22 protein-coding genes are annotated in these 26,390 nt (G+C 59.2%); 4 read left to right on the top strand and 18 right to left on the bottom strand.

Going from position 1 to position 26,390, the window contains the following annotated elements:
- Nucleotides 1-221 precede the first annotated feature (221 nt).
- From B5D52_RS10285 to B5D52_RS10270, 4 genes are all read left to right on the top strand, one after another.
- Nucleotides 222-1,484, top strand: coding sequence for an MFS transporter (locus B5D52_RS10285; RefSeq protein WP_016148658.1), 1,263 nt, complete (start codon nucleotides 222-224; stop codon nucleotides 1,482-1,484).
- Between the two features lie 116 nt (nucleotides 1,485-1,600).
- Entirely contained in the window at nucleotides 1,601-2,395 is a 795-nt protein-coding gene (locus tag B5D52_RS10280; protein WP_016148659.1) for an HAD-IIA family hydrolase, read from the top strand.
- A 436-nt stretch (nucleotides 2,396-2,831) separates the two neighbouring features.
- On the top strand, nucleotides 2,832-3,332 hold the full coding sequence (locus B5D52_RS10275; protein ID WP_016148660.1) for an RNA polymerase sigma factor: 501 nt from the start codon (nucleotides 2,832-2,834) through the stop codon (nucleotides 3,330-3,332).
- Complete coding sequence (locus B5D52_RS10270) at nucleotides 3,316-4,458, top strand: DUF4179 domain-containing protein (RefSeq protein WP_016148661.1); 1,143 nt, start codon at nucleotides 3,316-3,318, stop codon at nucleotides 4,456-4,458. Before B5D52_RS10275 ends, B5D52_RS10270 begins: the two co-directional genes overlap by 17 nt.
- Before the next feature lie 257 nt (nucleotides 4,459-4,715).
- On the opposite strand, the gene B5D52_RS10265 is transcribed toward B5D52_RS10270, so the two are convergent.
- From B5D52_RS10265 to recO, 18 genes are all read right to left on the bottom strand, one after another.
- Nucleotides 4,716-5,660 carry a magnesium transporter CorA family protein gene (locus tag B5D52_RS10265; protein ID WP_016148662.1) on the bottom strand — a complete coding sequence of 315 codons (945 nt, stop codon included), beginning with the start codon at nucleotides 5,658-5,660 and terminating at the stop codon, nucleotides 4,716-4,718.
- A 195-nt stretch (nucleotides 5,661-5,855) separates the two neighbouring features.
- On the bottom strand, nucleotides 5,856-7,028 hold the full coding sequence (gene ftsZ, locus B5D52_RS10260) for a cell division protein FtsZ (protein ID WP_016148663.1): 1,173 nt from the start codon (nucleotides 7,026-7,028) through the stop codon (nucleotides 5,856-5,858).
- 184 nt (nucleotides 7,029-7,212) lie between these two features.
- The gene (locus tag B5D52_RS10255) at nucleotides 7,213-8,472 is read right to left on the bottom strand and encodes a cell division protein FtsQ/DivIB (protein ID WP_016148664.1); all 1,260 of its coding nucleotides are present in this window, start codon (nucleotides 8,470-8,472) and stop codon (nucleotides 7,213-7,215) included.
- A 31-nt stretch (nucleotides 8,473-8,503) separates the two neighbouring features.
- Entirely contained in the window at nucleotides 8,504-9,625 is a 1,122-nt protein-coding gene (gene murG / locus B5D52_RS10250) for an undecaprenyldiphospho-muramoylpentapeptide beta-N-acetylglucosaminyltransferase (protein ID WP_016148665.1), read from the bottom strand.
- 16 nt (nucleotides 9,626-9,641) lie between these two features.
- Nucleotides 9,642-10,835, bottom strand: a complete 1,194-nt coding sequence (locus B5D52_RS10245) for an FtsW/RodA/SpoVE family cell cycle protein (RefSeq protein WP_016148666.1) — start codon at nucleotides 10,833-10,835, stop codon at nucleotides 9,642-9,644.
- 27 nt (nucleotides 10,836-10,862) lie between these two features.
- Nucleotides 10,863-11,870 carry a phospho-N-acetylmuramoyl-pentapeptide-transferase gene (gene mraY / locus B5D52_RS10240; RefSeq protein ID WP_016148667.1) on the bottom strand — a complete coding sequence of 336 codons (1,008 nt, stop codon included), beginning with the start codon at nucleotides 11,868-11,870 and terminating at the stop codon, nucleotides 10,863-10,865.
- On the bottom strand, nucleotides 11,867-13,240 hold the full coding sequence (locus tag B5D52_RS10235; protein ID WP_016148668.1) for a UDP-N-acetylmuramoyl-tripeptide--D-alanyl-D-alanine ligase: 1,374 nt from the start codon (nucleotides 13,238-13,240) through the stop codon (nucleotides 11,867-11,869). Before B5D52_RS10235 ends, mraY begins: the two co-directional genes overlap by 4 nt.
- 44 nt (nucleotides 13,241-13,284) lie before the next feature.
- Nucleotides 13,285-14,730 (bottom strand): UDP-N-acetylmuramoyl-L-alanyl-D-glutamate--2,6-diaminopimelate ligase, encoded by a 1,446-nt coding sequence (locus tag B5D52_RS10230; RefSeq protein ID WP_016148669.1) that lies wholly within the window; start codon nucleotides 14,728-14,730, stop codon nucleotides 13,285-13,287.
- 21 nt (nucleotides 14,731-14,751) lie between these two features.
- Nucleotides 14,752-17,250 carry a penicillin-binding transpeptidase domain-containing protein gene (locus B5D52_RS10225; RefSeq protein ID WP_016148670.1) on the bottom strand — a complete coding sequence of 833 codons (2,499 nt, stop codon included), beginning with the start codon at nucleotides 17,248-17,250 and terminating at the stop codon, nucleotides 14,752-14,754.
- A gap of 91 nt (nucleotides 17,251-17,341) precedes the next feature.
- Entirely contained in the window at nucleotides 17,342-17,926 is a 585-nt protein-coding gene (locus B5D52_RS10220; protein WP_016148671.1) for a hypothetical protein, read from the bottom strand.
- 32 nt (nucleotides 17,927-17,958) lie between these two features.
- A complete protein-coding gene (gene rsmH, locus B5D52_RS10215; protein ID WP_016148672.1) occupies nucleotides 17,959-18,897 on the bottom strand; it encodes a 16S rRNA (cytosine(1402)-N(4))-methyltransferase RsmH in 939 nt (312 codons plus the stop codon).
- 308 nt (nucleotides 18,898-19,205) lie between these two features.
- Nucleotides 19,206-19,670 carry a hypothetical protein gene (locus B5D52_RS10210; protein ID WP_016148673.1) on the bottom strand — a complete coding sequence of 155 codons (465 nt, stop codon included), beginning with the start codon at nucleotides 19,668-19,670 and terminating at the stop codon, nucleotides 19,206-19,208.
- 4 nt (nucleotides 19,671-19,674) lie between these two features.
- Nucleotides 19,675-20,160, bottom strand: coding sequence for a pantetheine-phosphate adenylyltransferase (gene coaD, locus B5D52_RS10205; protein ID WP_016148674.1), 486 nt, complete (start codon nucleotides 20,158-20,160; stop codon nucleotides 19,675-19,677).
- Nucleotides 20,157-20,714, bottom strand: coding sequence for a 16S rRNA (guanine(966)-N(2))-methyltransferase RsmD (rsmD, locus tag B5D52_RS10200; RefSeq protein WP_016148675.1), 558 nt, complete (start codon nucleotides 20,712-20,714; stop codon nucleotides 20,157-20,159). The genes coaD and rsmD overlap by 4 nt, the downstream gene beginning before the upstream one ends.
- 16 nt (nucleotides 20,715-20,730) lie before the next feature.
- Nucleotides 20,731-22,575 (bottom strand): excinuclease ABC subunit UvrC, encoded by a 1,845-nt coding sequence (gene uvrC, locus B5D52_RS10195; RefSeq protein ID WP_016148676.1) that lies wholly within the window; start codon nucleotides 22,573-22,575, stop codon nucleotides 20,731-20,733.
- Nucleotides 22,576-22,662: 87 nt separating this feature from the next.
- Entirely contained in the window at nucleotides 22,663-22,926 is a 264-nt protein-coding gene (locus tag B5D52_RS10190; RefSeq protein WP_016148677.1) for an HPr family phosphocarrier protein, read from the bottom strand.
- A gap of 242 nt (nucleotides 22,927-23,168) precedes the next feature.
- Nucleotides 23,169-25,565 carry an endonuclease MutS2 gene (locus tag B5D52_RS10185; protein ID WP_016148678.1) on the bottom strand — a complete coding sequence of 799 codons (2,397 nt, stop codon included), beginning with the start codon at nucleotides 25,563-25,565 and terminating at the stop codon, nucleotides 23,169-23,171.
- Nucleotides 25,562-26,353: a DNA repair protein RecO gene (gene recO, locus B5D52_RS10180; RefSeq protein ID WP_016148679.1), complete on the bottom strand. Its 792-nt coding sequence runs from the start codon at nucleotides 26,351-26,353 to the stop codon at nucleotides 25,562-25,564. Before recO ends, B5D52_RS10185 begins: the two co-directional genes overlap by 4 nt.
- Between the last annotated feature and the right edge of the window lie 37 nt (nucleotides 26,354-26,390).

The following is a 26,390-nucleotide window of genomic DNA, read 5'->3' as shown; positions in this document are numbered from 1 at the left end:
CACGGCATATTATATAGGTATTGTTGATTTCTTCCCTCTTGCGAAAAGTATACAAATCGGTTGTATTTTTCAACTGCCGTTCTTTCAGCCGCCGATCTGCTTCATTTTTTCCGGCATTCTTCCGGTTTTTTCCGGCTTTCCTGCGTTCCCTTGTGGACAGTCCCCGGTCACAGTGATACAATTGCAAATAAGCGCAAAAAAACAAGGGGGATTGTTCCGTTATGTCACCAACTCGCACGCGGCGCGTGTGTCCGCCGCGCTACGCCAACCGTCTGTTCTGCCTGACGGCCGGTGCTTACATCGCCGGTCTGTTCGGCCGCATGAGCTATGCCGCGGTCATGGCCGATCTGATCGCACAGGAAGGTCTGGGCAAGTCTCAGGCCGGTCTGATCGGTACGATGTTTTTCGTCGTCTACGGCGTCTGTCAGCTGCTCTCCGGCTTCCTCGGCGACCGCATTTCACCCAAAAAGCTCATCTTCACCGGTATCATCGGCTCGGCTGTGCTCAACCTCGGCATGGGTCTGTCCGGCGCGTCCTACCCGGTCATGCTCACCCTGTGGACGCTCAACGGCGTGTTCCAGTCTATGCTCTGGTCACCCGCTGCCCGCGTCTTTTCCGAAATGATTCCGCCGACCCACCGCAAACGCGCCTGCGCAAACGGTGCGGCAACCTACCCGATCGCAACCATTCTCACCTACCTCTTCGCCTCCGCCCTGCTGCACTTTACCGGCTGGCGCGCCGACTTCCTGCTGTCCAGCCTCATCATGCTCATTTCGGCTGCGTTCTTCTGGGTACGCATGTCGTTCTATGAGCGCGAGACCGAACAGCGCGGTGAAATCGAGGAAATCACCCTGACGCAGGTGGAAAACGCCGCACAGGGCAGCCTGATTCGCACGCTGATCGTGTCCGGTACGCTGCTGACCGTGCTGGGTGCGGTCTCGCTCGGCCTGCTGCGCGACGGTATCCAGAGCTGGATGCCCACCTACCTTGACGAGTGCTTCTCGCTCGGCGCGTCGCTGTCGGTCGCACTGTCCATCGTGCTGCCCGTCTTTAACCTCATCGGCGTCTATCTGTCCAAATGGATCGCCGGTCGTTTCATCCGCAACGAGCTCGCCGGTACGGCCTGCTTCATGGCGGTCGCCGGTGGTGCGCTGGCCGTCCTGTGCCTGACCGGTATGGACAACGCCGTGGTCTCGCTCGTCCTGATGACACTGTCCTCCACTGCTCTGGTCGGCGCAAATCTCATGATTATCAACCTCATGCCCATCCACTTCGGCGCAATTGGCCGCGCCTCCTCGGTCACCGGCATCTTCAACAGTGCCTGCTACCTCGGCTCGGCGCTGTCCTCCTACGGCATCGGCTTCTTCTCCGAGCGCTGGGGCTGGACGGCTGCCATGACCTTCTTGCTGGTGTTCGCCGTCATCACCCTGCTGACCTCGCTCTCCGGCATCCGCCGCTGGGGAAAATATCGCCGCAATATCTGATCTGTCCCGTAAATTTTACCCAGATTTGCTTGATTTCTATGCGCCTTCCCTGCATAATAGAATCTGGAGACATGTATCTCAAAAAGATTAAGATATAAGATAAGGAGTACCTACCCATGACCGAACCGTTTGAATCGCTCGAAGAGCTGCGACAGAAAAAAGGCTTCATCTGCGACATGGACGGCGTGATCTATCACGGCAACCGTCTGCTGCCCGGTGTCAAGGAATTTGTGGACTGGCTCAACCGCGAAGGCAAAAGCTTCCTGTTCCTGACAAACTCCAGCGAGCGCTCGCCCCGTGAATTGCAGCAGAAACTTGCACGCATGGGTCTGGACGTCAGCGAAGACCACTTCTACACCAGCGCTCTGGCAACCGCTGCCTTTCTCAAAAACCAGTCCCCCGGCTGTACGGCTTACGTCATCGGTGCACCCGGCCTGCTCAATGCACTCTACGACGCCGGTATCACCATGAACGACGTTGACCCCGACTACGTCATCGCAGGCGAGACCACCGGCTACAACTACGAGACCATCCTCAAGGCCGTCGGCTATATCCAGCGCGGCGCACGCCTGATCGCAACCAACTCCGACCTCACCGGCCCCTCGGAACGCGGTATCATCCCCGCTTGCCGTGCGCTGGTCGCTCCCATTGAGCTGGCAACCGGTAAGCAGGCTTACTACGTCGGTAAACCCAATCCCCTCATGATGCGCACCGGCCTGCGCCTGCTCGGCGTGCACTCCAATGAGGCTGCTATGATCGGTGACCGCATGGATACCGATATCGTCGCAGGCGTGGAAACCGGTCTGGATACTGTTCTGGTCCTGTCCGGCTGCACCACCCGCGAGGAAGTCGAAAATTACGCTTACCGCCCGCGTCATATCCTCAGCGGCGTCGGTGAAATCCCCGGCTAACCCCTGCACCGCACCCATATTGAAGCTTTCGCTCAAGCCTTTCTCGAACCTTGCGGAATCCGAAAAGGCCCCTGTGGGGCGTTTTCCCGCAAGGCTGTGGCCGACTTGTTCGGCCAAGTCCCTAACACGTAGGCACCGTCGCCCTGAGTCGTGTCCCGCAGGACACGAAATCCCCCTTTTGAAACCCGGTGTCCGCCCCGGGTTTCAACCAAAAATAATTAAAAGCGCCGCCCAAAGCCCGTAGGTCACTATCCTTATACCCGCGCTGTGCGCGGATAAACGAGTGGGCGGCAAGACTCCCCCTCGCACTTAGTGCGCTCATAAAAACAGACTGTCTGCTTTGACAGTCTGTTTTTTTCTCTTACTTTCCCCCATTCCTCCCCGTCACACTTCCCCCACCTGCCTCGTCTCTATTACAGAAAGGAGGGAGACCTTTATGCTCTGGAAATCACCCGATGAGGCCGACGCCTTTGTCGCACGCTACGCCGATACCATCCTGCGCCTTGCAATGACCTATTCCCTGTCCCGCGCCGATGCACAGGATATCTGTCAGGATGTCTTCTGCCGCCTGCTGCAATCCGACCTCAACTTCGACTCACCCGCCGCCGAACGCGCTTACGTCCTGCGTACCACAATCAACGCCTGCAAAGACCTGCTCAAAAGCGCATGGCGGCGCAAGCACACCGCCCTCGACCACGCTTCCCACATCGCCGCACCCGCGTCTCCCGACCCGGACGATACCCTGCTGCGCACCGTGCAGGCGCTGCCGCTGCGAGATCGGGAAGTCATCCACCTGTATTACTACGAGGGCTACGACACAAACGAGATTGCCGACCTGCTCGGTATCTCTCCCGCTGCGGTGCGCAAACGCCTGAGCCGCGCACGGGATAAACTCAAACACGAATTGGAGGGATACGGATATGAAACGCTATACTGACGCCATAAATGAGGTGCGCTTCACCCCGGAGGAAAAGCAGGAACTGTCTGCCAGACTGCGGCAAGCCGCGCAGTCTGCGCCCCAGCATGCACATAAATCCAAACGACACCGCGTGCGCAGAGCGGTCTGCGGTGCGCTCGCGGCAGCACTCGCCGTCACCATGCTCACCGCTGCTGCCGTTCCGGCTTTTGGAGATACGCTGCGGGCGTTCTTTGGGATGCCGGTTCAGTCCTACCCCGTCGGGAAGTCGGTCACCCAGCAGGGCTGGACGTTCACCGTCACCGACTGTCTGGCCGATTCGGTGACGCTCTATGTCGCGCTCGATGTCCAAGCACCCGAGGGCACGGTCGTCAACCCGGAGGATGTACCCGAGCTGAATTTCGACTGGGAGTTTTTCACCTCCGACCACACGCCGCACAACACGTTCAGCAGCTACAAGGCCGAATTTGTGCCCGAACAATACCAGGGCGGCAACCATTTGCCCTTTGTCATCACGGCAACGATGGGAAATCTGAAAGACGGCATGACCTTCGATCTGACCATCTGGGACATTGAAACTTCCGAAAAATCGCTGTTCCGTGCAAATAACTGGGCAACTGAAACCTATGAACCGGTACAGATCACCGGCATTCCCATCGAAATTACGTCCACGATTGCGCTGGCAGATGGTTCGGCTGTGGATATTTATGGCAGAACGGCAACGCTGACCGATCTTTCCATTTCTCCCTTGGCGGTGACCGTCCGGGTGGAAGGCGGTTCGTGCTACAATCACGGCTGGGTGGTTCCGACGCACCCGGAATATCTGTTACCCGCTGCGCGTCCGCTGATTGCGCAAGGTACGCTGGAAAATACGACTTGTGACTGCGATTTTGACCTGCATTTGAAGTACAAGGATGGTCGTGTGGTATTTATTGGGCCGAGCTACAATGACGAGTATCAGCCGGATAAGTCCATCGTTTCCAGCTGGCGTGCGGGCACGTCGTGTGAAGATGGGGTTGACTCTAAAACCCGGCAGCCAGATGGCAAGGAGCCGTATGTTTCGACCAGTATACGTTTTGCAGTGCCGCAGGATTTAGACCAGATTGAGTCGGTGATCGTCTGCGGGAAGGAGTACAAGTTACGTTAAATTTTGGGAAAACCAATCCGGCAGGTTGGTTTTCATGAACGCGCTGAGCGCGTAGGGCAAAAAAAAGACCGTCCAAAAGGACGGTCTTTTGATTTGTTTTGTTTAATTGAAACCCGGGTCGAACACCGGGTTTCAAGAGGGGAATTTCGGACTCTGCGGAGTCCGACTCAGGGCTCTGCCCTGAGAACCCGCAAGCCTTTCGAGAAAGGCTTGAGCGAAAGCTTCATTTCGGCCTACAGGCGGGATTGCTTCCTCTCTTACAGGAGGTCTTTACGCTTCATGTAAATCCATGCGCCGATACAGCCGCCGATCGAGATCACGACCGGTACCCACCACCAATAAGCAAACGGCAAATCATTTCCGGTAATATTCATGCCATAGAAACCGAAGATAATATTCGGAATGGTCATGATAATGGTGATAACGGTCAGAACCTTCATGATAATATTCAGGTTATTGGACACGACCGAGGCGTAAGCATCCATGGTACCGGCCAAAATGCTCGAGTAGATGCCCGCCATCTCGATTGCCTGACGAATCTCAATGAGCGCGTCCTCGAGCAGGTCGCGGTCGTCCTCATAGAGCTTCAGAATGCGTCCGCGCAGCATCTTCTCCATCGTCACTTCGTTGCCTTTCAGGGATGCGGAGAAGTAAACGAGCGATTTAGACAGGCCGAGCAACTGGATGAGCTCCTCATTCTTGAGCGAGTCGTACAGTCTGCGCTCGATCTTGGTAAAGTCGCGCTCGATCATACGCAGGTTGCGCAGGAATAAACCGGCGACGCGCAGCAGAATCTGCAAGACAAATCGGGTGCGCATGGCCGTGTGGATGTCGCGTACCTTATTCTGTGCGATACCGCGCAGAACGGTGGTGTCCTGCAAGCACACGGTGATGACCGTATTGGGCAGGACAATGATGCCCATAGGCAGGGTGCCGAAGATCTTAGACTCGTCCTGCTCCACGTTGCTCTCTTCCAGGGTCGGAATGTCAACGATGAGCAGGGTCTGATCTTCCTCGAGCTCGACACGGGAGCTCTCTTCCGGGTCAAGCGCAGCGCGCAGGAAATCTTCCTCGACGCCGGTTGTCGCCAGGACGTGAGTGATCTCCTCGCTCGTCGGGCGCACCAGATTCACCCAACACCCCGGCTCAAATTCGTACAGCGGACTCAGCAAGCGTGCGTCCGACTTAAAGTATTCGATCATAGAGTAACCGCCTTTCCGCGGTGGTCACTCCATGTGCTTCGGATGTGACCCACCGCAAACCATATTCTGATTCCGTTTTCGACTCGGTTCAGGGCTCACGGACCCATCACATCCTTTCATTTCTCTGGTCTCGTGCGGCAAAAACAGCCCTCTTTGTAGGGGGGCTGTTTTTTATATGCACTGCGAAAAGTGTCCTTAGTTATTGTGATTGAAGATATCGATGATTGCCTTGAATGCGTCATCCTCGATATCCGACTGGGTGGGCTGCTGAGGCTGCTGTGCAGTCGGCTGCTGCGCACGGAAGGGAGACTGGAATGCAGTCTGCTGCTGTGCACCGCTGTTCGGTGCCGGGGTTGCACCCTCACGGATGGGGGGAACGATGCTGCCGTCTACACCCTTAGCAGACTCGGGAACGGTGTCAAAGCCGGTTGCGATAACAACAACGCGCAGCTCGTCGTCCAGTTCCTCGTCGATGGATGCACCGAAGATGATGTGTGCGTCCGGATGTGCAGCTGCCTGTACCATGCCTGCTGCGGTCTCGATCTCCTCGAGGCCGATGTCGGACGAACCGCTGATGGACAGGATGATACCGCGTGCGTTGTCGATCGAGGTCTCAAGCAGCGGGCTGGAGATCGCCATCTGCGCTGCCTCGGTTGCCTTGTCCTTGCCGGTTGCAGCGCCCGTACCGATGTGTGCGAAGCCTGCGTCCTTCATGACCGAGGTAACGTCTGCGAAGTCCAGGTTGATGAAGCCCGGAACGGTGATGAGCTCGGAGATATTTGCAACTGCCTGACGCAGTACGTCGTCTGCGATGGCGAATGCGTTCTTGAAGGTGATCTTCTGCTCAGAAACGAACTTGAGGCGCTCGTTCGGGATGATGACGAGGGAGTCTACGTTCTCGCGCATGTTCTCGATGCCGTAGAGTGCCTGATCGAGACGCTTCTTGCCCTCGAATGCGAACGGACGGGTGACGACACCAATGGTCAGCATACCCATAGAGCGTGCGATCTCTGCAACGACCGGAGCTGCGCCCGTGCCGGTGCCGCCGCCCATGCCTGCGGTGATGAAGACCATGTGAGCGCCTTCGAGTGCGGAAGCGATCTCGTCCTTGCTCTCCTCGGCAGCCTTCTGACCGCGCATCGGATCGGAGCCTGCACCCTGACCCTTGGTGATCTTCTCACCGATCTGGATCTTGGTCGGTGCGCCCGAATACTGCAGCGCCTGCTTGTCGGTGTTGATGGCGATAAACTCTACGCCCTGGATGCCGCTCGAGATCATGCGGTTGACTGCGTTGTTGCCGCCGCCGCCGATACCCACGACCTTGATATTGACTACATTGTCAAGTCCTGTTTCAAACTGAAAACCCATTATGCCGTCCTCCGTATGTAAATTCGCAAATTTTCGATATCTTAAAATCCTTTTTGATAGGCTGTTTTCCTGAAATGGGCGCACATCCCCCATTTCTTTTCATTTTACAGCTTTTTGCGCAATTTGGCAAGATGTTGCCGGTCATTTTGCGAAAAAAACTTATTTTTCTGTCTGCCCCTCCGGATTATTCTTCCTCCGAAGAATCGCTGTCCGAGGTGTCCTGATCGCTTTCTCCCTCGGTGTCATCAGACGTGTTTTCAATATGCTGGATGGTGGCCTGTCCGCGTGCGGTTTTTTCCACCTCTCCGGCTGACAAACTGGTGTTTGTGATCGCACGGTCACCGAGCGCCAGATTGATCGAACCCTTGTCCGACGGGCTGAACTGATCGCCGGTCACAAGCGCCTGCAAGATGGCGAGCTTGTGGTCGAGATTCTTGGTATCGCCCACGCACACGGCAAAGCGTTCCTCGTACAAAAACCAGATGCTGTCCAAATCCTGCAAGTTATAGAGCGTTGCCTTTCCGCCCAGCCCGACCTTATCCAGACCGTTCGCCAGTGTCTTGAGCGCTTCGAGCACGTCGGGATCTTCGGCTGGCAGCGTCTGACCGGGCTCTGCACCCGGTGTGCGCAGGCCGAGCACCTCGGCTGCGTCCTTTGCGCCTTCCTGATCGGTGCGCTCCAGCACACGGCAGTCCTTGTCCAGCACGAACCAGCCGCCCTGCGTACTGTTGACCGCCGCGATCGGCTGTGCCTCCTTGACGGTCACGACCATACGGCTGGGCAGGTCGCGCTCGACCGACACGCTCTCAAAGTACGGATACTGTGCAAGCAGCCGTTTCTGACCGCGCAGGCTGTCGCAGAAGAACAGGTTGTCCCCTTGCTTGATGCCGAACGTGTTCAGCACGTCCTGCGTTTCGTAGCGGGTCAATCCCACGATCTCCAACTGCTCGACGCGGAAAAAGGCGGTCAGCGCCAGCACGCCGCACACCAGACTGAGCAAAACCGCAATGATCTTGGTCAGCCGTGCACGGCGCTCCTTGCGCCGCACGATCTTGCGCAAATGCTGCACGCGGTCGCGCCCGGTGCGTCCGCCGCCCAGCGGTCTCTGGGTCACGCCCTGTTTCTGCGGGGTCAGCTTCTGCGTGCCCTGCACCCTTGCAGTCATGCCACTCTGACCGCTCGGGCGCTTAGACGGCTGTGTCCCCTGCGTTGCTTGTGTTCTCTTTCCGGACGGCTGCGCCGTCTGCGTCTTTGCGGGCGCACTCCCTGACCGGCTCGCCGTCTGTTTCTTCTGTTTGGAAGCGCGTTTCGCCCGGTTTTCGCCCGTTCGGCGGTTGCCCCCGGTCTGCGTCGGGGTGCGCTCGGGCACAGCAAACCGGTCAAGACCGGTCAGCTGCTCCCGCTTTTCTCCCGACTGCGCGCGCTCGTTCTCTCTCTTCGCCATACCGAACCCTCTCCCTGTCCGTCCGCGCGGGTCAGCGCAGGACCGACAGAATCTGCTGGTAGATCTTTTCGCCTGCGTCCAGCTGCGCAAGGCCTGCCGCTGCGCGGCTCATCTCTGCCCGACGGGCATCGTCCGCGAGCAGGCGCTCGGCCATCTCGAGCAGCGTCTGCGGGGTCGCGTCCTTCTCCAGCAGCACCTCGCACGCGCCTGCATGCTCGAGCGCACGCGCATTCTTCTCCTGATGGTTCTCGGCCACGTAGGGCGAGGGCACCATGATGGACGGTTTGCCCAGTGCGCACAGCTCGCCGATGGTGGCGGCACCGGCACGGCAGATGACCAGATCGGCCGCTGCCATGTACGATGCCATATCGTAAATATATTCGGTCACTTCAATGTTGCCGCCGGACAGCTTTGCGCCCTGTTCGCACGCCATCTTGGGCAGCCACTGGAAAGCCGCCGAACCGGTCGCGTGAATGTGACGGAAGCTGCTGCCCTGACGGGTCTCCAGCGCCAGCATGCCTGCCATGTGCTCGTTCATGTACTTGGCACCCATCGAGCCCCAGAACGACACGACCAGGCGGTCACTGTCCGAAAGTCCCAACTTCTGACGGGCTTTCGCACGGTCGGCAAACACGATCTCACCGCGCACGGGCGAGCCGGTCAGCTCGACCTTGTCGCCGCCGCCCACAAGCTCACGTGCCTCCTCAAAGCAGATGAGCACCTTGTCGGCCTTCTTGGCCAGCATCTTGGTGGTGATACCCGGATAGGCGTTGACCTCGAGCAGGACGGTCGGAATGCCCAGCTTTTGCGCCGCCGAGACGACCGGGAACGAAGCATAGCCGCCACAGCCGATGACCACGTCGGGCTGTGCCTTGCGGAGCAGCTTCTTTGCCGTGCCGACCGATGCCATCGCCTGACGCAGCGCGTTTACATTGTGGCCGATGGCCGACGGGCTGAACGAGCGGCGCAGGCCGGTGATCTCGATGGTGTCGAGCGGATAGCCCTCACGCGGCACCAGACGAGACTCGATGCCCTTGCTCGTACCCGCAAAGCGCACCTCGGCATCCGGGCGCTTGCTCTCAAAATAACGTGCGATGGCCAGACCCGGTGTTACATGTCCGCCCGTGCCGCCGCCGGTAATGTACAGCTTCATAGAATTTCCTCTCCCCCTAGCCCCTTCGCTTTTCACTGGGGCGCATATAGCGTGAAATATTCAGGATAATGCCCATTTCGCCCATCTGCATGAGCAGTGCGGTGCCGCCGTAGCTGAAAAACGGCAGCGATGCGCCGGTAACCGGGAACAGGCCGGTGACAACCCAGAGGTTGACCAGCGTCTGAATGGCAAGCTTGGTGGCGATACCGGTCGCGATCAGGCAGCCCATCTTGTCGGGCGCGTGGAAGGCGATATAGTAGCACCGATAGATCAGAAAGGCGAACAGCACAAGCACCAGAAGTGCGCCAATAAAGCCCATCTCCTCGCACCAAGCCGAGAAAATAAAGTCGTTCTGCGGCTCGGGCAAGTAGAGGTGCTTCTGTCTGCCCTGTCCGAGACCCAGTCCCCAGAATCCGCCCGAACCAATGGCGATCTGGCTGTTGCCGCCCTGCCAACCGTCTCCGCGGAACAGTTCATAGGTGGCAAAGGGGTCGAGCCAGGCCTTGATACGCGCGTTTGCGTAGCCCTGTGTCGTGATATACCAGGTACCGGCTGCGCCCACGACGATGCCGAGCGGAAGAAAGTACCAGACTTTCATGCCCGACACGATCAGGATGGCCAGACCGATACCAAAAATAATGATGGTCGCAGACAGATGCGGCTCGAGGTACAGCAGTCCGGCGATCAGCGCCAGCGCACCGAAAAACGGCAGGTCGCCGCGGATCTTGCGCACACGGTCACCGTAGCGCACGGCGTAGTACGAGAACGAAATGATGACCGCGTCCTTCATCAGCTCGGACGGCTGGAATTCACCCAGAACGGGCAGCTCAATCCAGCGCTTCGCGCCGTTGTGATCGACACCGACCAGCGGTACCAAGATCAAAAGCGCGATACAGAAGATAAACAGCGGTTTTTGAAAGCGCAGATAGACATGATAGTCGATCCCCGAGATGACCAGCATGGCGACAAAGCCGACCAGAACATACAGTCCCTGTCGTCTGACAAAGAACGTACCGTCGTTAAACTTGCTGATGGCTGCCGGATAGCTGGCCGAAAACAGCGCGATCAGACCGACCACCAGCAGCAGTATAATACCGATCAGCGCACGCGTGTCCAGGCGGTGCGCCTTGGGCGCGGCGTGCTTGGGTGCGGCCTGCTTTTCGCGCCGCATCCGCATGGGCATGCCGCCTGATGTTGGATTTGCGTTCATCCAGGGCTCCTTTCCAGCGGGTGGCCGTTACGCTACCAGCATCCAGGACAGGATACACATAACAACCGTAATACCCGCAAACACGAATACAATCTTTTTCTCACCCCAGCCGCACATCTCAAAGTGATGATGGATGGGCGCCATCTTGAACAGGCGCTTGCCATGGGTGGCCTTAAAGTAGGTCACCTGCAAGACCACAGAGACGGTCTCGATGAGGTAGATGAGGCCGACCGGGATGAGCAGCAGCGGCTGACCGGCTGCAAACGCCAGACCAGCGACCGCACCGCCCAAAAACAGCGAGCCGGTGTCACCCATAAAGACCTTGGCCGGGTTAAAGTTATAAATGAGGAAGGCGCACAGGGCACCGATCAGCGCACCCGCGAACACGGTCGCGCCCAGGTTGCCCACGGCGTAGTTGAGTGCCGTAAAGAACACCGCAACCGGCAGGGTGACGCCTGCTGCCAGGCCGTCGATGCCGTCGGTCAGGTTGACCGCGTTGTTCTCTGCCACGATGGCGAAGATCGCGAAGATCAGATAGACAATCCATGGCAGGGTCAGCGTGATGCCGGTGCCCGGAATGGGCAGGTACACGCCGCCGTTCTCGGCCATCGGCAGATCGCCCGCCAGATGCAGCAGCGACACGAAGACCGCTGCGACCACGATCTGCAAAAGCAGCTTCTGCTTGGGGGTCAGGCCGGCGTTCTCCTTCTTCTTGATCTTGGCCCAGTCATCGACAAAGCCGACACAGCCGTAAGCCACAGCCAGCAGCCAGACCGAGAAAAAGCTGCCCACGCCCACGCTGCCGCCGGTGAACACACCGAGCGCAATGGCGGTCACGAGCATGGCGACCGTAATACCGATCATGAACATAAAGCCGCCCATGGTCGGGGTGTACTGCTTATTCATGTGCCACTTCGGGCCGATTTCCAGAATCTTCTGGCCGAATTTCTGCTTTTGCAGCCAGCGAATGACCGGCTTGCCGATGACGGCGGTCACCACAAAGGCGACAATCGCCGCGAGCAGGATGGTTTTCATGATTCAACTTCCTCCCCCAGGAACAGTTTCAAAGCATTTTCCATTTTCATCGCACGGCTGCCCTTGAACAGCAGTGCATCCCCCGGCTGTGCCGCCGCGCGCAGCGCCTCAGCCAGCGCTTCGTGCGTGTCAAAGCACGCGATGCGTGCCGCGTCCATACCGGCCTCGACTGCGCCCTCCTTGAGGTACGCGGTGTCCGGGCCGTAGGCGAACAGGTAGTCGGCGTACTGTGCCGCTGCCCGTCCGGCTCTGCGATGGCCGTCGGGCGCGTAGTCGCCCAGCTCGCCCATGCAGCCGAGCACGGCAAAGCGGCGCCCCCCCGCCATCTCACCGAGCACGCGCAGCGCGGCTTCCATCGAGTCCGGGCTTGCGTTGTAGCAGTCCTGATAGATAGCAAAGCCGTTCTTCTCATAGCGCTGCTCGCGCATGCCGACCGGGCGATAAGCGGCAAGGCCTGCCGCCATGTCGTCGCCGTCCAGGCCGAGCAGCCAGCCGCAGGCAGCCGCCGCCAGTGCGTTGCCCACGTTGTGGGTGCCCTGAGACGCGACCTCGACTGTCTTTCTGCCCTCCGGCCAGATGAGCGTGAAGCGCAGCGTGCCGTCGGTGCACGAGATATCCTCGGCGCGGAACTCACAGCCCGGGTTGTTCTGTCCAAACCACACGATGCGGCCGAACAGGCGGTCTTTCTGCTCCCACAAGAGCGGCTCGTCGCCGTTTAACACCGCGATGCCGCCGCGTGCGGCCAATCCCTCGAGAATTTCCATCTTTGCACGGCAAATGCCCTCACGCGAGCCCAAAAACTCGATGTGAGAGGTGCCGATCATGGTGATGACCGCGATATTGGGCTGGCCGCAGGCCGCCATCGCCGCGATCTCGCCAAAAGCCGACATGCCCATCTCAAAGACCGCAGCCTCGGTGTTTTCGTCCATCTCAAGCGCGGTCAGCGGCATACCGATGGTGTTATTCAGGTTGCCCTGGGTCTTGAGCGTGTCGTATCGCTCGGACAGCACCGACGCGATCATCTCCTTGGTGGTCGTCTTGCCCACCGAACCGGTGACCGCGACAACCGGGCAGTCAAACTGCGCCCGGTATCCGCCCGCGAGGTCGAGCAGGCCTTGGCGGGTATCCTCGACGTAGAGTGCGGGAATCGAATAGGTTTCGTCCTTGCGGTGGGTCAGAACTGCGGCGGCGCCGCGCTCGATGGCCTGACCAATAAAGTCATGTCCGTCGAACCGCTCGCCCTTGATCGCCACGAACAGGCTCCCCGGGCCTGCCTCGCGCGCGTCACGCACGACGCTTGTGATGACCGGGTCGGCCGTGCATGTGCCGCCCGTCCAGGCCGCAGCCTCTGACAGGGTAAATTGCTGCATCTCTTTCTATGCCCCTTTTTGTTCTTTTTATCGGCAAAACCGTTTTATACGTTCTTTTCCTTGAAATAATCTGCCACGATCTCGCGCTCGTCCATATGGTGCTTGACGTGGTCGATCTCCTGATAGGTCTCGTGACCCTTGCCCATGAGCACGATGACGTCGTCCTTCTGGGCGATGTCCAGCGCGTGATAGATGGCCGCACGGCGGTCACAGATCACGTCCACCGGCACCTTGGCAGCCTTCATACCGGCTACGATATCCTCGATGATGGCCTCGGGCTGCTCAGTACGCGGGTTATCCGAGGTGACGATGCAGTAGTCGGACAGCTCGGCTGCCAGATGACCCATGATCGGGCGCTTGGTGCGGTCGCGGTCGCCGCCGCAGCCGAACAGTGCAATCACTCTGCCCTTGGCAAAGCCGCGCACGGTGCGCAGGATGTTGGACACGCCGTCGGGTGCGTGGGCGTAGTCAATGAGTACGGTGTAGTCGGTGTCGGTCGGTACGACCTCGGCACGACCCTTAACGCCATGCGCGGTGCCCAGTGCGCGGGCCGCGTGCTCGAGCGGTACGCCCAGAGCGACGCACACGCCCAGCGCTGCCAGCGCGTTCTCGACCGAGAAGTGACCGGGAATGCCCAGCGATACGCGGGCAATCGCGTCGCGGGTGGCTGCGACGAAGGACACGCCCGACGCGCCCAGCTCGATATTCTTAGCCGACAGGTCGGCAGCGTCCTTGTCTGCCGAGAAGGTCAGGCAGGGGCAGGTCGCGTCCGCGAGCATCTTGTCTGCAACCGGGTCGTCGAGATTGACGACACCCTTGTCGGAGATCGTGAACAGCTTGGCCTTGGCCTCACGGTAAGCTTCCATGGTCTTATGGAAGTCCAGATGATCCTGAGTCAGGTTGGTGAACGCGCCGACGGCGAAGCGCACGCCGCGCACGCGGTCGAGAACCAGCGAGTGCGACGAGACTTCCATGACGCAGTGCGTGCAGCCAGCCTCGGCCATGCGTGCAAACAGTGCCTGCAATTCATAGGATTCGGGCGTGGTGCGCTCGGTCGGGATGACCTCGTCACCGATCATGTTCTGATTGGTGCCGATGAGGCCAACCTTATGACCCTCAGCTTCCAGAATGTGCTTTACGAGCGTGGTGGTCGTGGTCTTGCCGTTGGTGCCGGTCACGCCAACCATGGTGAGCTTGCGCGAGGGATGGTCAAAGCGGTTGCCCGCGATGTCGGCCAGTGCGGCTCTGGCATCGGGGACGATGACCGCCGGGATGCCCTTACCGGCCTGCTCGCACACGACTGCAACCGCGCCCTTCTTGAGGGCCATGCCGATATAGGCATGGCCGTCGGTGGCGAAGCCGCGCACGGCGACGAACAGGTCACCCGGCTGGACGGCGCGCGAGTCATAGCGCACCTCGCGGATGTCGATATCCAGATCGACCGCGGTGTAGGTGAACGGGATATCCTTCAGTAAATCTCTCAGTTTCATAGAGAACCTCATTTCTTATACTTAGCGGTCGTTTACGCCCTCGGTGTTGGAGAACTCGACCTCGATGACCGTGCCGACCGACACCTTGGTGCCCGCGGCAGGATTCTGCTTGATGGCAGTCGTCTGCCAGTTGTATTTGCTCGACGCTACGCCCGTGCGGCGCAGGTACAGGTTATTGTTCTTGAGAACGGCCTCGACTTCCTCAGGTGCGCGGCCAACCAGGTTGGGCACGGTGACCGGTTCGGTGGTCTTGGTGCGGTCGCCCAGATAAATGATCATCTGGCTGTCGACCGGTACCTTCTGGCCGGCACTCGGCACCTGATCGCTGACCGTATCGCCCTCGCCGAGGAATCGATAGGTCAGACCGGCGCTCTCGGCTGCCGCAGCTGCCTCATCCTTGGTCATGTCGATGATGCGCGGCGTGCTGACCTCGCGGCGATCGGCCTCGGTCTCGTCGTATACCGGCTCGACACCGATGTACGGCAGAACGTCATTCATGACACGGCCGACAACCGGTGCGGCAATCGCACCGCCGCCGTGAGTCGCCTCATAGGGCAGGTCGGAGATGATGACCAGAACGGCGATCTGCGGGTCGTCCATGGGTGCGACACCGATAAAGGATGCGGTAAAGCGCTGATCCTCGGTCGGGGTACCCGGCAGGGACAGCTCGGACGTTGCGGTCTTACCGCCGATGCGGTAGCCTGCAACGTAAGCGTTCTGGCCGGTACCTTCGGAGACGACCTTTTCCATGGCCTCACGCATATATGCCGAGGTGTCAGCCGAGATGACCTGACGCTTAACCTCGGTCTCGATGGACTGTTTGACCGTGCCGTCGGCGTTCAGAATCTCCTTGACCACGTGCGGGGTCTTGAGCTTGCCGTCGTCGACAATGGCGCAGACGGTGGACAGCATCTGAATGGGAGAAACCTTAAAACGCTGACCAAAAGACGCGGTCATCAGGGTACTTTTGGTCTTTTGCAGGGACTCCAGGGTGTGCATATCGATGCCCTCGATGGAGTCACGTTCACCCGGCAGGTCGATGCCGGTACGATTGAGCAGGCCGAATGCGTCAAAGTACTCATAGAACGAATCCGCGCCCAGCTGAGACACAATCTGCATCATGGCGACGTTGCATGAGTTCATGAGTGCTTGGGTCAGGGTCTGCTGGCCGTGGCCTCCGCGTTTATGGCAGTTGATGACGGTCTCGGAGTCGACGCGCAGCGAACCGCCGCAGAAGAATGTGCTGTTGGAGCCCACCGCCTGTTCCTCGTAGGCCGAGGCGACGGTGAGCAGCTTAAAGACCGAACCGGGCTCATACATATCGGTAACCGGCTTGATCTTCCACATGTCATTCAGCGCGGTGACGCGCAGATCGTCCAGAATGCTGATATATTCTTCATTATTTGCGATGCTCTCGCTCAGGTTGTTGACACCACCCGACTTGAACCACTCGTCCGAGGGCAGGTTGTTCGTGTCCATGCCCTTTTCGGTCAGTGTCTCCACCAGATCGGACTTCATGGTCGCAATCTGCTGTTCGTTGTTGATGATACGTGGAGTATTGGGGTCGAAGTCGGGCAGCTCGGCCAGCGCCAGAATGTCGCCGGTCTTGACGTCCATAACGATGCCCGATACGCCGCCGCGTGCCTGCGGGTTGTCGGCCAGTGCGGTTTCCAGCTGCTTTTCCAGCATTTCCTGGATGGTCGAGTCGATGGTCAGCACGATGGAATTGCCGTCCTGTGCCGGGACATACTGCTCGGCCTCGACCGGCAGGTTGCCGCCCGCCGAGTTTGCCGCGCGTACAACACGACCGGACGAGCCGGCAAGCTCGCTCTCGTACTGCAGCTCGATACCCGACTGACCGGTCGGATTCTCACTCTCGTTCATAAAGCCGATGACCTGAGAGGCAAACGAACCCATGGGATAATACCGGCGATAGTCGTCAACAAAACCGAGTATACCGCTGTAAATAAACGCCTCGTCCGAGTATGTACCCTGTCCGTCGTTAGCCCGGATGCGCTTGGTGTCCTCGTCATAGGCTTTCTTTGCCTCGGTCATCTTGGCGCGCAGCTGGTCTGCGACCTCTTTTTCCACGCCAAAGGCGATACTCAAACCATGCTTATCGGTCATCTGTGCCTTTTGCAGCGCGGTATTGTAGTCCACGCCCAGCACGTCGGACAACAGCTGTGCGACGCGCTCCTGCTGCTCCTCTACCGGGATTTTCAGTACCTTGGTGTTGGTATTGTCGCTGCTGAGGAACATATTGGGATAGATCTCGACGCGCTCAGTGCTGGCCGAGACCGCAAGTTCGGTCATGTTGCTGTCGTAAATGGTGCCGCGTTTGGGCTGTAAGATCGTGTCGCGGGTCTGGAGCGAGTTCGCCTTGGTGTTATAGTAATCGTACTGATACACCTGCATCCACAGCAGACGCACGACAACCGCGGAAAAACCGATGGTACAGGCGACGGCAGCCAGCGCAGCCATGCGCCGCTGCATTTCCTTTCCCGGTCCTTTGATGGGCATAAGCGTGATTCCTCCGTCAAAATCAGAAAAAAGAAGGAGTCAGAAGTGTTTGACACCTCTCACTCCCGTAGTATCTATCTTATTGCGGGGCTCAGCGCAGATATTCCAAAAGAGCGGTGAAACCGCGCACGAGCGAACCGACCACGCCGCCGGTCACGGGCGCAGAGGCCGAGACCTCAATGCCGCCCTCGCCCGCCAGCTCGATGTACTCGATCTGGCTGCTGTTGAGCTTCACCATACCCAGGGTATTTTCTGCGTAATCCGCAATGTACTCCGCGCTGTACTGCTGTTCGTACTTACTCATGAGCGATACGTGTTCGCTCTCGAGCGTCTTCAGGTCGGCCTCACAGGACGAAAGCTTGTGGGTCTCGACCGTCAGCAGCATTTGCGAATAGATCAGGCAAACACATACCGCCGCAACGAAAATGGCGCAGAACAGGCGCGCCGGCGTTACCAGTCGGATATGCTGCCGGATACGGGCCCCCTTTTTGGTTTTCTTCGCCTTGCGGGCATTCTGTGTCCCTTGCTTGGATGCCGGCTGTCTGCCCACCGGCTCCCGTCTCTCAGTCTGCGTCGGCTTCTTGCGTTCCGGCGCTTCAAAACGGCTGGTATCCAGCTGGTTTGGCGATGATGCGGCGTCCAGCCGATAGGCAACGCTTTCGCGGCTTGCTTTCATAACATGGACTCCTCTCGGTTTGTTGAACCCCTTCAAATCTTTTCACACACACGCAGCTTTGCGCTTCGTGCGCGGGCGTTCTCGGCCAGTTCCCCGCTGTCCGGAACGATCGGTTTGCGCGTAATGATCTTGACGCGCGGTTTCCGGCCGCATACGCAGACCGGGAAATCCTTCGGGCAGATACAGCCCTGCGCCGCCTTCTGGAAGGCGGTCTTTACAATGCGGTCTTCCAGCGAGTGGAAGGTGATGACTGCCAGACGGCCGCCCGGGGCGAGCACGTCGATGGCCTTGTCCATCGCCTCTGCGACCGCGCCCAGTTCGTCATTGACCGCGATGCGGATGGCCTGGAAGCTGCGCTTTGCCGGATGCTGCTTTTCGCGCTTGGCCTTGGCCGGCATGGCGCTCTTGATGATGTCCACCAGTTCCAGGGTGGTTTCGATCGGCTTTTCTGCACGGCGGCGCTCGATGGCGGCCGCGATGAGCGGTGCGTAGCGCTCCTCGCCGTACTCAAAGAGAATGCGGCGAATGTCCTCGCGGCTCCAGGTATTGACCACGTCATAGGCGGTCAGCGCCTGCTGACGATCCATGCGCATGTCGAGCGGTGCGTCCTGCATGTAGGAGAATCCGCGCTCGCCGTGGTCGAGCTGGGGCGAGGACACGCCGAGGTCAAACAGGATGCCGTCGGCCTTGTCGAAGCCCTCGCGTGCGAGCACCTCGTCGAGTTTGCGGAAATCGCTCTTGCACAGCCGCACGCGCTGGCGCACGGGTGCGAGCCGGGTCTCGGCGTTTTGCAGCGCCTCGTCGTCGCGGTCGATGCACAAAAGCGTACCCGCGTCGGACAGACGGCTTGCGATGTGATAGGAATGCCCTGCACCGCCGAGCGTCGCGTCGATGTACACGCCGTCCGGCCGGATGTTCAGCACATCCAAGCAGGGCTCAAGTAAAATGCTGATATGAAAAAATTCGTTCATGTCAAAATCCAAATTGAAGTGATACGCCGGCGGGATGCGCCGGGCGTGTGGCAGAACAGAGGCAGAAGAAGTCCTGCGTCCATTCTCGTTTTATTATAGTCGTTTTGTTACCGAATTGCAACCCCTGTGCGCGGCTTTCCGGTGATTTTTAAGCGCGGAATGTGCCTGTTTTTCGTCTATTTTCACGATTTTTCGAATTTTCGCACATATGTTCGCAATCGTCCCTTTTCCCCTGTCCCTGTCTGCTGCTGCAAAACACAGAAAAGGGAGGACGAAAAATCTCGTCCTCCCCCGAAAAAATCTGTCTTTTAGCCGTTCTTTCCGGCTGCGCGGAACTTTGCACGCGCCTTCTTGACCTCTTCTGCCGACAGCGCCAGCGCTTCCTCGGTGCGCTTGAGCGACTCGTCGCAGTACTCGCCCGCAGCGCGGCGCAGCTCTCGCGCCTGGATCTCGGCATTGCCGATGATCTCCTTGGCACGCTTGCGCGCTTCCTGCATGATCTCGGTCTTGTTGAGCATCTTGCGCGCCTCTTCCTCCAGGCGCTTGCGCATGGTGTCAAGCTCGCGGCGGCCTTCGCTCATCATCTGGTTTTTCTGCTGTACGATCTCGGCGGCCATCTTGATGTCGGCCGGGAGGGTGCTGCGCAGTTCATCGATCAGGTCGAGCATGCGCTCGCGCTCGATGACGCACTTATCGCTCGACAGCGGGAGCGTCCAGGCTTCCTGAACCATCTCCTGGATGTTGTTAATCAGTTCTTCCAGTGCTGCTGCCATAAAGTCAGTCTTCCTTTCTCATGCGTTTGAGTACCTCGTCCACAAGCTCGGGCGAGACAAAGCCCGAGATATCGCCGCCGTGTGCGGCAATGTCCTTGACGATGGACGACGAGAGATACATATACTCGGCGCTCGTCATGAGGAACGCAGTGTCAAGGTCGGGATTGAGCTTTCGGTTGGCCAGAGCCATCTGAAACTCAGATTCAAAATCAGAGACCGCGCGCAAACCCTTTACGATGGTGCACGCGCCGCGCTGACGGGCGTATTCCGCCAGCAGGCCGCCGAACATGTCCACCTCAACGTTATCGAGGTGACTGGTCACGCGGCGCAGGAACGCCTGGCGTTCCTCGGGGGTAAACATCGGCTTCTTCGTCTGGTTGTGCATGACCACGACGATAAGGCGATCAAAGAGCGCGGCTGCGCGCTCGATGACGTCCAGATGGCCGAGGGTCACCGGATCAAAGCTGCCGGGATAGATTGCAATCTTCATTTATCTGTCCCGTCTTCCTGATCGTGTGAAACGATCGTGATCTTAATGGCGCCGTAGCGGTATTCGCGGCCTTTCCTGAGGCCGGTCTCGACCGTATCTTCTGCGGCACTTTCGCATACTATTATACCAGTTTCCGACAAAATGTCAAACCTTTCTATCGCGGAAAGGGCTTCCTTCAGGATCTTGCCGCCGTAGGGCGGGTCGAGAAAGATGAGATCATACTGTCCTTTGGCGCAGCGGGATACGAACGCGCCGAAGTCGCCGCCTGTGAGGCGGGCGCGGTCGGAAACGCGGCAGGCGTCGATATTCTTGCGTGCGACCGACTGGGCGGTCTTGTCGTGGTCGACAAAGTCGCAGGACGCCGCGCCGCGCGACAGCGCTTCAATGCCCATCTGGCCGGTACCGGCAAACAGGTCGAGCACGCGTGCGCCGCGCACATGGTTCTGGATGATGTTAAAAATGGACTCCTTGACCCGGTCGGTCGTGGGTCGGGTGTCCATACCGGGTACCGGGGTCAGCTTCTTGCCCCGGGCTGTACCGGAAATGACTCGCATAAGGGGTTCCTCCGTGTTATTTCTCTTTCTTTGCGCGTTTTTCGTAGTAATCATGCACGTTTTCGGCCACCGTCCGCGGGACGACACGCGCAAGCTCGTCCACCGAGGCTGCGCGAATGTTCTCGATGGTGCTGAAGTGCTTCAGCAGGTCGTTTCTGCGCTTTTCGCCCACGCCCTCGATCTGGTCGAGCGACGAGCCGCGCACCTTCTTCGCGCCCAGTGCCCGGTTGTAGGTGATGGCGAAGCGGTGCACTTCCTCCTGAATGCGTCCGATGAGGGCGAAAACCGCCGGGACGGTGGAAATGCCGAACTCCCGGCCGTCGGGTGCAACCAATCCGCGCGTGCGGTGGTGGTCGTCCTTGACCATGCCGAAGCACGGCGTCGTGACGCCGAACTGGTCGAGCACCCGCTGCGCGGTGCGCACGTGTCCCAGTCCGCCGTCGATCAGAAAGGCCGACGGCAGGGGCGTGAACTTCTCGTCCCCGTCCTTCCAGCGCTGCAATCTGCGCGTGAGCATCTCGGTCATGGACGCGTAGTCGTCCTGTCCCTGCGCTGCGGTCTCGATGCGGAACTTGCGGTACCTCGACCGCGCGGGCTTGGCGTCCTCAAAGACCACCATCGACCCGACCGTATCCTGTCCGGCAAAGTTCGAGATGTCGTAGGCTTCCAGAATGTGCGGCAGTTCGTCCATGCCGGTCATCTGTCCGAGCAGCTCGAGCGACTTGACCCGTCGTTCCTGACTGGTCTCCACGCGCAAGATCTCCTCGCGTGCGTTCTTCTCGGCCAGACGGATGATGTCATGCCGCCGTCCGCGCTGGGGCACGGCCAGCTCGACCTTGCGCTCTGCGATGGACGACAGGAACTCACCCACCGCCTCGGACTCGTCGATCGGACTGGACAGCAGCACGGTGCGCGGCACCGCGCCGCGCAGCGCGTAATATTGCTTCAAAAATGCGCCCAGCGCCTCGCCTGCGTCGGCAGCCGTCACGCCGTCGAGCAGGGTGAACTCCTTGTCGTGCAGGTCGCCTGCCAGATAGTGCAGCACGACCACGCAGCCGCGGGTCTGTCCCTGCACGTACGCGACCGCGTCCAGCTCGGCGAATGCACCCGCGACCACCTTCTGCTTTTCGCCCAGTGCACGCACGGCGCGGATGCGGTCGCGCAGCGTGGCCGCCTGCTCAAACCGCAAGTCCTCTGCCGCCTGCTCCATGCGGGCGGTCAGGTCGGCAAGCAGGGCTTTGTCGTTGCCTTCCAGCAGCGAAATGCCCTCCTGCACACGTGCCGCGTACTCCTCGGCGCTCACCTGACCGGTACACGGTGCGATACACCGACCAAGGTGCAGGTTGAGACACGGTCGGTCTTTGCCGATGTCACGCGGGAACACGCGGCGGCAGGTCTTGAGCTTTAGGGTCTCGTTGATCGTGTCGATGGCGTGATAGGCCGCACGGCGGCTGGTGTAGGGACCGAAGTAGCGGTCGGCATCGTGTCCGGGTTTGGGCACGATGGAAAAAGACGGGTACGGCTTGGAGGTCGTGACCTTGATGAACGGGTAGCCCTTGTCGTCCTTGAGCAGGATGTTGTACTTGGGCTGATACTTCTTAATCATCTGGTTTTCCAGCACCAGCGCCTCGAACTCGGTCTCGGTGACAATAATGTCAAAATCCCATATGTTTGAAACCATGCGGATGGTCTTGGGTGAGTGCCGGGAATCGGACTGGAAATACTGGGAAACACGGTTCTTGAGTGCCTTGGCCTTGCCGACGTAGATGACCTGTCCGTCCCGGTTCTTCATAATGTAGACGCCAGGCTCGAAGGGCAGGGACAGGACCTTTGCTTTCAGTTCTTCAAAACGTTCGCTCATAGAAATCGATACCAAAGAAAATGGGCGGGGGGAAGACAAGAAAAGCACCGCTGACGCGGTGCTTTTGGTGCCTTTGCGGATAGGCGCTTAGTCGGAGAAATTAGAGGTAATCAGCTCAACGAGTGCGTTGACTGCTTCTTCCTCGTCCGGGCCGTCAGCGATCAGATTGATCGTAGTGCCCTTGGTGATGCCAAGAGAGAGAATACCGAGCAGGCTCTTAGCGTTTACGCGACGCTCTTCCTTCTCAACGAGGATGGTGCTCTTGAACTCATTGGCCTTCTGAATGAAAAAAGTTGCCGGTCTTGCATAAAGACCTACCTGATTGGTAACCTGTACTTCTTTCGAATACATTTCCTCATCGCTCCCTAATTCAAAGTTTAATTAAGCTCTCTTAATTCGTTTTTAAACCACTGATAAGATAATAATAGGATACTTTTTTTTGGCTTTTCGTCAATCCTATTTTCAAAGAAAGCCTTTACTGATTTGTAGAAAATCCCGGTTTTCCGCAGGCTTTATTGAACTATTTCAACAATTTCACGCCCTTAAACGGGCATAAATGGTGTGTTTTGGTTTTTTCTGTCCCATCGCGGGATTTACTTAAACTCGACAACCGTCACGCCCATTTCGCCCTCTCCGAAGACACCGTTGCGCACGGTCTTACAGAACTTGTTGCGCTTTAAGTGACTCTGGATGGCGGCACGCAGGGTGCCGGTGCCCTTGCCGTGGATGATGCGCACAGTAGGAAGTTTGCTCATGAGAGCGGACGAGATGAACTGGTCGACCTCCAAAATGGCCTCCTCAGCACACAGGCCGCGCACGTCGATTTCGCTCGGCGCTGCCTGCACGCGCAGCTCTCTGACACCGCCCTTGCCGCCTGCCGGACGGCCGGACGGCTTCTTCTCCTGCTTCTGTTTCTTGAGCGGACGCACTTCTGTCACACGGACATTCATCTTCATGATGCCCGCCTGTACCTGTACGTTTCCGTCCGCATCCGGTGCTTTGAGTACGGTTGCGGTGACTCCGGACACGTTCAAAAGCTGTACTTCATCGCCCGGTTTCAAGTTCTTGACTTCATTCGGGTCAACCGTGCGCTTTTCGCGCGCCTTGCCGCGCAGTTCGGTCTCGGTCTGGGTGATGATGCCGCGCAGGGTGGTCTTGGCTGCCGCCAGGTTCTGATCGGCTGCCTTTTTCTGCGCCTGCTTCTTCATGTCCTCGAGCTCGTCAAACACGGTCTCGGCTGCCATACGCGCATCTTTCAGGATACGGTCGGCCTTGAGGCGGGCGTTCTCCAGAATGCGGTCGGTCTCGTCCTGGGTCTTGTCTCTGAGGTTCTCGGCCTTGTCACGCTCGCTCTGCGCCGCCGCTCTCAGGCGCTCGGCCTCGGCCTTATACTTCTCCAGCTGACGGCGTTCCTTTTCCAGTTCGGCCAGAACGTCCTCGAATCGGGTGTTCTCGGTCGAGATCTGTTCCTTTGCCCGCTCCAAAATGGTGGGCTGGAGTCCCAGGCGTGCGGCGATGGCGAAGGCGTTGGACTTGCCCGGAATACCGGTCAGCAAACGGTAGGTCGGGCGCAGTGTGCCCACGTCAAACTCGCACGATGCGTTCTCGACACCGTCGGTAGTCAGTGCGAAGGTTTTCAGCTCGGAATAGTGGGTAGTCGCAGCAACGCGCGCGCCCATCTGACGGGCGTAGCCGATGACCGAAACCGCAAGGGCTGCGCCCTCGATCGGGTCGGTACCCGCGCCCAGCTCGTCGAACAGCACCAGATCGCCCTTGGCGCACTTCTCCATGATGCCGACGATGGTCTTCATGTGCGACGAGAAGGTGGACAGGCTCTGCTCGATGGACTGCTCATCACCGATATCGGCGTAGACATTCTCAAAAATGCACACCTCAGATGTCTCGTTCGCCGGAATGTGCAGGCCGGACTGCGCCATCAGGCACAAAAGACCGAGCGTTTTGAGCGATACCGTCTTACCGCCGGTGTTCGGGCCGGTGATGACAAGGGTGTCATAGTCGCGTCCAATGGCGATGTCGATGGGTACAGCGGTCTTTTGATCGAGCAGCGGATGGCGGGCGCGGTGCAGGTTGACCGCGTAGTCCTCGGTCAGGTGCGGCTCGCAAGCATTCAGCTGGAACGACAGCTTAGCGCGTGCGAAGATGAAGTCGAAGGTGCACAGCGCCTCGTAGTCCTCGCGGATGGAAGCTGAGCACTGTGCCACACCCGCCGACAGCTCGGCGAGAATGCGCTCGATCTCCTGCTGCTCGCGTCCCTCGAGTACCTTGAGCTGGTTGTTGATCTCGACGACCTGTGCCGGCTCAACGAACAGCGTCGCGCCCGAACCCGAGGTGTCGTGCACCAGACCGGGCACGTCACCGCGGTGCTCGGCCTTGACCGGCACGACGAAACGTCCGTTTCGCTGGGTGATGATAGCTTCCTGTAAGTATTTGGCGCGTTCGCCCGAGATCATGCGTCCCAGCGTCTCGCGCACACGTCCGCCGATGCGGCGCATCTCGCGGCGGATGGACGACAGCTCGGGCGATGCGCCGTCTGCCATCTCCTCCTCGGAGACGATCGAGGTCGTAATCGACTCTTCCAAGCTCCGATTGCCCGAAATGCGGTGATAAATCGGGGTTAAGGTGGTCTTTTCCTCCTGCTCGGCAAAATATGCCTGCATCAGGCGTGCCGCCTGCAGGAGCGATGCCACACCCAGCAGCTCGCGCATGTTGAGCGCGCCGCCGACCTCGCACCGTCTGAGCGCTGCGGTCACGTCGCGGATGCCGCCCAAGGTCGGGCTGCCGTTTTTGACCATCATGTTCTTTGCATCGGTGGTCTGACGCAGATAGAGCGCCGCGTCCTCGTGGTCGGTGACCGGTCGCAGCGCCAGCGCCATCTCCCGTCCGCGTGCCGATACGGTCTGCGCCGCCAGCAGGTCGAGGACGGTAAAATATTCCAGTGTTCTAAGTGATTTTTCTCCCAATCGGTTCATGTCTTTGCTCCAAATGTAGGTGAAATCGCGCCCTCCGGTTCCAGAGAGCGGTAAAATGTAAGGCTGTCAAAGCCGCGCTCGGCGCGGCACAGCGCGTACGCCTCGCACACCTGGGCGAGCTGCACACGGGCAGGCCCGCTCAGCGCGAAGGCGTACACCCGGGGCAGCTCCTGTGTCAGGATATGCCGGATGGCCGAAAAGGTTGCCGGGATGAGCCGGACATAGCCCGGTGCGCCCAGACGCTCGGCGCAGGACGCGCAGCGGCACACGCCGTCACGCGGAGAAAACCAGGGACTGTTCCCCAGCGGCTCACCGCACACCGAGCACCGCGAAACCTCCGGCTCGTATCCGCTCTCGGCCATCAGCCGCAGCTCAAAGGCGGCCTTGACGGTCAGGCGGTCGCGCTTTTGCTCGGCCAGCGCGTGCAGGGCGTAGAGCAGCAGACGGGCTGCCGCCGGGCTGTCCTCCTCGGTGTCGGTCATGTGACCGGTCAGCTCGGCCAGATAGCAGCACAGAGCGTACGTCTCCATGCTCTCGGTCACGCCCCAAAAGGACGCGATCAGATCGGCCTGCTGGAGCGTATACTTGCCGCCCCGCCCCTGATACAGCGTCAGCTCACTGTAACAGAACAGCCGCACCGCGTTCATCATCCGTCCGCCGCGCCGCCGCACGCCCTTGCACAGCACCTCAATGCGCCGTCCCTCCTCGGTCAGCACACTGATATAGCGGTCATTGTCCCCGAAATCGGTCTCCCGGATGACCAGACCTTTGTGCGTGAGATGCTCCATATCGCTCCTTGTCGTGTTCTTCATGCAGTCCCCGGTA

Source organism: Butyricicoccus pullicaecorum DSM 23266 (genome assembly GCF_900167005.1).
Taxonomy (GTDB): Bacteria; Bacillota; Clostridia; order Oscillospirales; family Butyricicoccaceae; genus Butyricicoccus; species Butyricicoccus pullicaecorum.
The sequence above is the reverse complement of the archived record's forward strand: the minus strand, read 5'-3'. Positions and strand labels throughout refer to the sequence as shown.